The organism is Arthrobacter globiformis NBRC 12137, assembly GCF_000238915.1.
Lineage (GTDB): Bacteria > Actinomycetota > Actinomycetes > Actinomycetales > Micrococcaceae > Arthrobacter > Arthrobacter globiformis.
Map to the genome: position 1 here is coordinate 191,765 of NZ_BAEG01000051.1, position 6,179 is coordinate 197,943.

At 69.5% G+C, this 6,179-nt stretch carries 5 protein-coding genes and 1 pseudogene; all 6 read right to left on the reverse strand.

Going from position 1 to position 6,179, the window contains the following annotated elements; genetic code table 11:
- Positions 1 to 34: 34 nt before the first annotated feature.
- Positions 35 to 1,774, reverse strand: a complete 1,740-nt coding sequence (recN, locus tag ARGLB_RS10160) for a DNA repair protein RecN (protein WP_003801859.1) — start codon at positions 1,772 to 1,774, stop codon at positions 35 to 37.
- A 3-nt stretch (positions 1,775 to 1,777) separates the two neighbouring features.
- A complete protein-coding gene (locus ARGLB_RS10165; RefSeq protein WP_003801861.1) occupies positions 1,778 to 2,803 on the reverse strand; it encodes an NAD kinase in 1,026 nt (341 codons plus the stop codon).
- A gap of 13 nt (positions 2,804 to 2,816) precedes the next feature.
- Positions 2,817 to 3,629 (reverse strand): TlyA family RNA methyltransferase, encoded by an 813-nt coding sequence (locus ARGLB_RS10170; RefSeq protein ID WP_003801863.1) that lies wholly within the window; start codon positions 3,627 to 3,629, stop codon positions 2,817 to 2,819.
- Positions 3,630 to 3,631: 2 nt separating this feature from the next.
- Complete coding sequence (locus ARGLB_RS22400) at positions 3,632 to 3,934, reverse strand: hypothetical protein (RefSeq protein ID WP_003801866.1); 303 nt, start codon at positions 3,932 to 3,934, stop codon at positions 3,632 to 3,634.
- A 9-nt stretch (positions 3,935 to 3,943) separates the two neighbouring features.
- The gene (locus tag ARGLB_RS10180) at positions 3,944 to 4,936 is read right to left on the reverse strand and encodes an HAD-IIA family hydrolase (protein ID WP_003801868.1); all 993 of its coding nucleotides are present in this window, start codon (positions 4,934 to 4,936) and stop codon (positions 3,944 to 3,946) included.
- A gap of 6 nt (positions 4,937 to 4,942) precedes the next feature.
- Positions 4,943 to 6,179, reverse strand: a pseudogene (locus ARGLB_RS10185) (hypothetical protein); the annotation flags it as partial.

Below are 6,179 nucleotides of genomic sequence, written 5' to 3' on the forward strand. Positions count from 1 at the left end.
CCGTGCGCTCCCGGCAAGGGCTGCCATCAGCGGATCAGGCTTGCTGGGGCAGGAGCTTGGCGTCGTCCAGAAGCTCCTGGGCGTGCGCCTGGGCGGTTTCGGAGTCCTCCTGCCCTGCCAGCATCCGGGCAAGTTCCCTGACGCGTTCAGCCTCGTCGAGGAGCTGGACGTCGCTGGAGGTGAACCCCTTGGTGGTGGAGCCGTCGGCGCCGCGCACCGAGGTCTTGGTCACACGGATGTGCTGGTCGGCAAACGCTGCCACCTGCGGCAGGTGCGTGACCACCAGGACCTGGACGTGGCGGGCCAGCATGGCCAGCCGCCGGCCGATCTCTACTGCGGCGCGGCCGCCCACGCCAGCGTCCACCTCGTCGAAGACAAACGTGGGCACGGGGTCCACGGCCGCCAGCACCACCTCGATGGCCAGCATGACCCTGGAGAGCTCACCGCCGGACGCACCCTTGCCCAGCGGCCGGGCGGGGGCGCCCGAGTGCGGCTGGAGCAGGAAGGAGATCTCATCCGCGCCGTGGGGTCCCAGCTGGGTTGCGGCGTCGATGGTGATCACCAGCGTGGCGTCGGCCATGGCGAGAGCCTTCAGCTCCGCGCTGACCCGGGCGGAGAGGTCCTTCGCGGCCTTGGCGCGGACCTTGCTGATGGCCGCGGCCTGCTTCTTCAGCTCCGTGCCGGCCCTGGCCACCTCGGCTTCCAGGTTTTCGATCCGGGTGGAGTCGCCCTGCAGTTCGTCGAAGCGCGCGCGGGAGTTCTCGGCCCACTCGAGGACCTCGTCGATGCTCGGCGCGTACTTCCGGACCAGCTTGGCCAGGGACGCCCGGCGTTCTTCGATTTCGGCCAGGCGCTCCGGCCCCTCGGAGTCCAGCCCGGCCTGGTAGCTGGCCAGCTCGGTGGCGATGTCGTTGAGCAGGAACCCGACTTCGGCGAGGCGGGCGGCTGCTGAGCCGAGTTCCTCGTCATGCTCGGCCACGTGTTCCAGGGTCCGCTTGGCCGCATCCACGAGCGACGTGGCGTCGCCGGCCTCGCCGAAGTCCTCGGCGATGAGGGCCTGGTGGGCGGTGGTGGCCGCGATCCGGAGTTCCTCGACATTGGCCAGCTTCACGGCCTCGGCTTTCAGGGCCTCGTCCTCCCCCGGCTGCGGGTCCACGGCGTCGATCTCCGCCAGCGCGGCTTCCAGTGACTCGGCCTCGCGGAGCCGCTCACGCTCCGCGCTTCGGAGTGTGTCCAGCTCGGCCTGGCTGGACTTCCAGGAGCTGTAGAGGTCCTGGAATCCGCCGAGCATCGAGGCCAGCCCCTCCCCCGCGAACTTGTCGAGGGCCTCGCGCTGTGCGGCTGCTCCCTTGAGCCGGATCTGGTCCGTCTGCCCGTGCACGACCACGAGTGACTCGCCGATTTCGGCCAACACTCCCACCGGGGCGGCCCGGCCGCCGAGGAAGGCCCGGCTGCGTCCGTCGGCACCCAGGCGCCGTGACAGCAGCAGTTCAGCGCCGCCGTCGAACTCCTCGATCTCAGCACCGGCATCCCTGGCGCGTTCCAGGGCGAAGTGGCCGGATCGCAACTGCACCACCGCTTCGGCAGAGGCGCTCTTGGCGCCGCTGCGCACGGCGCCGGCGTCCGACCGGGCTCCCAGCAGCAGGCCGACGGCGGTGACCACCATGGTCTTGCCTGCACCGGTCTCGCCCGTCACCACGCTGAGCCCAGGGCCCAGCGGCAGCGTGGCGTCGGTGATGACGCCGAGATCGCGGATTCTCAGTTCTTCAAGCATGGTTCACTTTTCAGTCGGAGGATCGGATTCTGAACCGGGTTCGTACGGCCGGAGGCCCGAGGGCGGCGCCATGGTCCGGGGCGTGCGCACGATCGGCACGGGACCGGTATGGACCTGCTCGGACTGGGGCACGGGGCCGCGCCAGCCATGGATGGGAAGTTCGAACTTGCGGACCAGCCGCGCCGAAAACGGTGTCTGGTGCGTGCGGGCGAGGCGAACGGGGGTGGTGGACCTGGTGACCTCCACGCGGGCGCCGGGAGGCAGGTCCACGGAGCGCCTGCCATCACACCACAGCACGCCCAGGGCGTCCGTGCGGTTGAGCACTTCGACGGCCAGCCGGGACCGGGGCGAAACCACCAGCGGCTTGGCGAAGAGGGCGTGCGCGCTGATGGGAACAATAAGAAGTGCTTCCACCTCGGGCCATACGACGGGGCCGCCGGCCGAGAACGCGTAGGCGGTGGATCCGGTGGGCGTGGCCAGCACCACGCCGTCGCAGCCGAAGGAGGTCAGCGGGCGCTCGTCCACCTCGGTGACCAGTTCGAGCATGCGCTCCCGGTCACCTTTTTCGATGGCGGCCTCGTTCAGGGCCCAGGTGTGCCAGATCTTTTGGCCGCGGACCCAGACCTGGACATCGATGGTCATGCGCTCCTCCACCGTGTATTCACGGCTGGCGATCCATTCGACTGTCTGGGCGAGGTCCGCACGCTCGCTCTCGGCGAGGAAGCCGACATGGCCGAGATTCACGCCCAGCAGCGGCACGTCCACTTCGCGGACCAGTTCTGCCGCCCGCAGGATGGTCCCGTCCCCGCCCAGCACCATGACCAGTTCGACGTCGGGAAGCTGGATATGGTCATGGAGGATTTCGACCGGCTGGTCCATGGCGCCGAAGAAGCCCTCCATGTCGCCCAGTTCGGACTTCTGCATGACGGGGATGATGCCGGAGGCGTGGAGCTGGGCGCAGGCCTCCCAGGCCGCTTTTAGGGATTCCTCGCGGCCGGTATGGGCAAGTACCAGTACACGCCTGCTCATCGGGTTCCGCTCTCTAGTGGTTCGGCCAGATCTTTCCCAACAACGCAGCCACGGCTGCGTCCCGCTCTTCGATCTTAGGCAAGTCTTCGGACATTCTTTGCGTTATCCACAGGAAGTATTCGACATTTCCGTCCTGGCCAGGCAACGGGCTGGTGGCCAGCCCCCGCAGTTCCAGGCCTGCGTCGAGCGCCGCCCCCGCCACTTTACCGACAGCCAGGCGCCGTTCGCGCTCCGAGGTAACCACTCCCGTGCGGGCGAGCCGCTCCTTGCCGATCTCGAACTGCGGCTTGACCATGAGGACCAAGTCCCCGCCCGGGGCAGTGCAGGCCGCCAGCGGGGCCAGCACCAGCGTCAGGGAGATGAAGGACAGGTCGGCAACCGTGAGCTCGGCCCGGCCGCCGATCTGGCCGGGATCCATGTAGCGGACGTTCAGCCCTTCATGCACGCTCACGCGCGGATCGCTGCGGAGCTGCGGCACCAGCTGGCCATGCCCGACGTCGACCGCCACCACGTGCGCGGCTCCCCGCCGCAGCAGGACGTCGGTGAAGCCGCCCGTGGAGGCTCCGGCGTCAAGGCACCGTTTGCCGCCGACGGCGACCTTGGGGAAGGCGTCCAGCGCGCCGGCCAGTTTGTGGCCAGCCCTGCTGACGTAGGCGTCCGTCGCGTCTTCCGCGACGCTCAGTTCACGGTCGTCGCCCATCTGCAGCGACGCTTTGGCGAGGACGTCACCTTCGGAGGACACCTTGCCTTCGGCGATGAGCCGGGCGGCGTGCGTGCGGGACCGCGCCAGGCCCCTGCTGACGAGCAGTTGGTCAAGTCTGGTCATGGTCAGGCGGCACCCGGACCCTGCTGCGGTTCTTCACGCGGCGCCTCGTTCTGCGGCTCCTCGTTCAGGGCTTCCAGCAGGGCGTCGTGCATGGCTGCATAGGCGGCGGGGTGCTCCGACACCGGGAGCCCGGGGACCTCGCGAACCCGGTCCAGGGTGGCCAGCACCGCCGGGTCAGCGATGCCGGCTTCAGAGGCGCTGCCGGGCACGGGCAGCTCCGGCCAGACGGCGCCTGGCATTTCGGCACCTGGCATTTCGGGGTCCGGAGCCGCGCCGTCCGACGCGTCGTTGTTCAACTCGGGCATGGCACCAGTCTATTGATCCAGCCACTCGAGTTCGGGAGCCGTGGGGACGTCTGCGTCGGGCCGGGCCGCCCACCATGCGGCACATGCCGCCCGCCACGAATCGAGGTCATCCTTGCGCCCGGCGATGCGGATGGCATCTCCGGCCACGGTGGCGGTGGCGTTCCCGCAACGGAAGGTCCCGCCGTCGTTATCAATGTCCGGATATGCCTCATAGAGGCCGGCCAGGTCCCGGATGATGTAGCGGGGCCGCTCCTCGGTCCGGGCCGCCAGCATGGTTTCCAGGGTGTCGATGCCGGTCAGCACGGCCACCGTGGCGAAGCCGGCCCGGTTGCCGCCCAGGATGTCGGTGTCCAGCCGGTCGCCGACCACCAGCGGCCGGTCGGACGACAGGCGCTTGGCCGCAGCATGGAACAGCGGGGCCTCCGGTTTGCCGGCGACGAGGGGCTGCCGGCCGGTTGCGGCCGCCACCACCGCCACGAGTGACCCGTTGCCCGGCGCGGTTCCCCGCGTCTGCGGGAGGGTCATGTCAGTGTTCGTCGCAACCCACAGCACCTCGCCGTCCGCCAGGACGAAGGACGCTTCGGCGAGATCCTTCCAGCCGATTGCGGGGTTGAAGCCCTGCACGACTGCCACCGGATTCTCCTCGGCGCTGTGCACCGGCTTCAGGCCAACAAGCTCAACCTCGTGGGCCAGCGCCGGGCTGCCGGTAATCAGCACGGCGGAGCCCGGGGACAGCAGGGACGCCAATAGGTCAGCCCCGGCTTGGGAGGAGCTCACCACCTGGTGGTCCTCTGCGGGGGCGCCGAGCTCACGCAGGTGGGCCGCGACCTGGGCCGGGGTACGGGAGGCGTTGTTGGTGACGTAACCGAGGCCGACGCCGATCCCGTCCAGCCGCTGCAGGGCTTCCACAGCGCCGGGGATCGCGTGGGGTCCTCTGTAGACCACTCCGTCCAGATCAGCCAGCAGTGCGTCGAACCGCGAAATCAGTTGTGCATCACTCATGTGCGACTACTCCTCCGAGCCGTTCTGGCGGCGGTCGGCATCCTGCTGTTCGGTGTGCCCGGCTTCGGCGTGCTCGGCGTCGTCGATCTCGGCGTCGTCATCCAGCTCGGCGGAATCCTCGTCCGACTCGGCGTCGTCGGATTCGAAGTAGTCCGCCTCGGCGTCGTCCAGGTTTTCTACCGCAGCGTCCGCTGAGGGCCGCTGCGCGGCAGCTTCCTCCCCGGCGCTGATGCCGGGAGCCGCCTGGCTGTCGGAAGACCCTGCTCCGTCCTGCGCCGGCGTGCCAGCAGCGTGCGCAATCCGCTTCCGGCGTTCGGCTTCTTCGCGGGCTTCCTCTTCCTCGTCCCAGCCAAGGTCGATGATGTCGGGTTCCTCGGCCATGCCCAGGCCCAGGGCTTCTTCCGCTACGACGGCCTGCCGCTGCCATTTTCCGGCTTCGGTTTCGCGGCCGACGGCGGTCAGGGCGTCGGCATAGGCGCGGAACAGGCGCGGGCTGTAGGAAAAGGCCCGGTTGATGTCCAGCTGAGGGATCTCCAGCTCCGCCACGGCGGCGTCCAGCTGGCCAAGGTCGGCACGGGCGCCGGAGGCGACAATCGCCAGTTCCACCTTGCCGGGCGCGTCGAGGTCCTGGGCTTCCTCGGAACGGACGACGTCCAGGGCACGGTCGGGCCGGCCCAGGCCGCGTTCGCAGTCGGCCATCACGGGCAGGTGGACGTTGGAACCGCTGATCCGGCGGTAGGTGCGGAACTCGCGCAGGGCCTCGCCGTAGTGTCCGGCGGCATAGGCGGTCAGGCCCACGGCCTCGCGGACAGCGGCAAGGCGTCCTCCGCGCCGGCTGGCAGCGAGGGCGTGCTGGAACGCGAGCTCAGGCTCGTCGTCGAGAAGCCGTCCGGCCATGACGAGGTGGCGGGCAACCCATTCCGCGCTGTTTGATTCCAGGGTTTTGATCTGGTGCTGCGTGGCGCGGTCGAGTTCCTTGCCCGTGACATCCTCATCGATTTCGGGCGATCGTTCACGGTCCGGGCGGTTGGCGCTGCGGAGGTCGCGGGCGTTGGGAACGCGGGCCGGGCGGTCCTCAGCCCTGTCGCGGCCGAACTGGCGGGGGCCGGAGTCGCCACGGTCAAAGCTGCGGGGTGCACGGTCCTCGCGGGGTGCACGGTCCGGCCGGTCGCCGAAAGGCCTGCGGTTGTCTCCGCCACCAAAGCTGCGGCGGTCGCCGTCGCCCTCGCGGCGGGGACGGTCA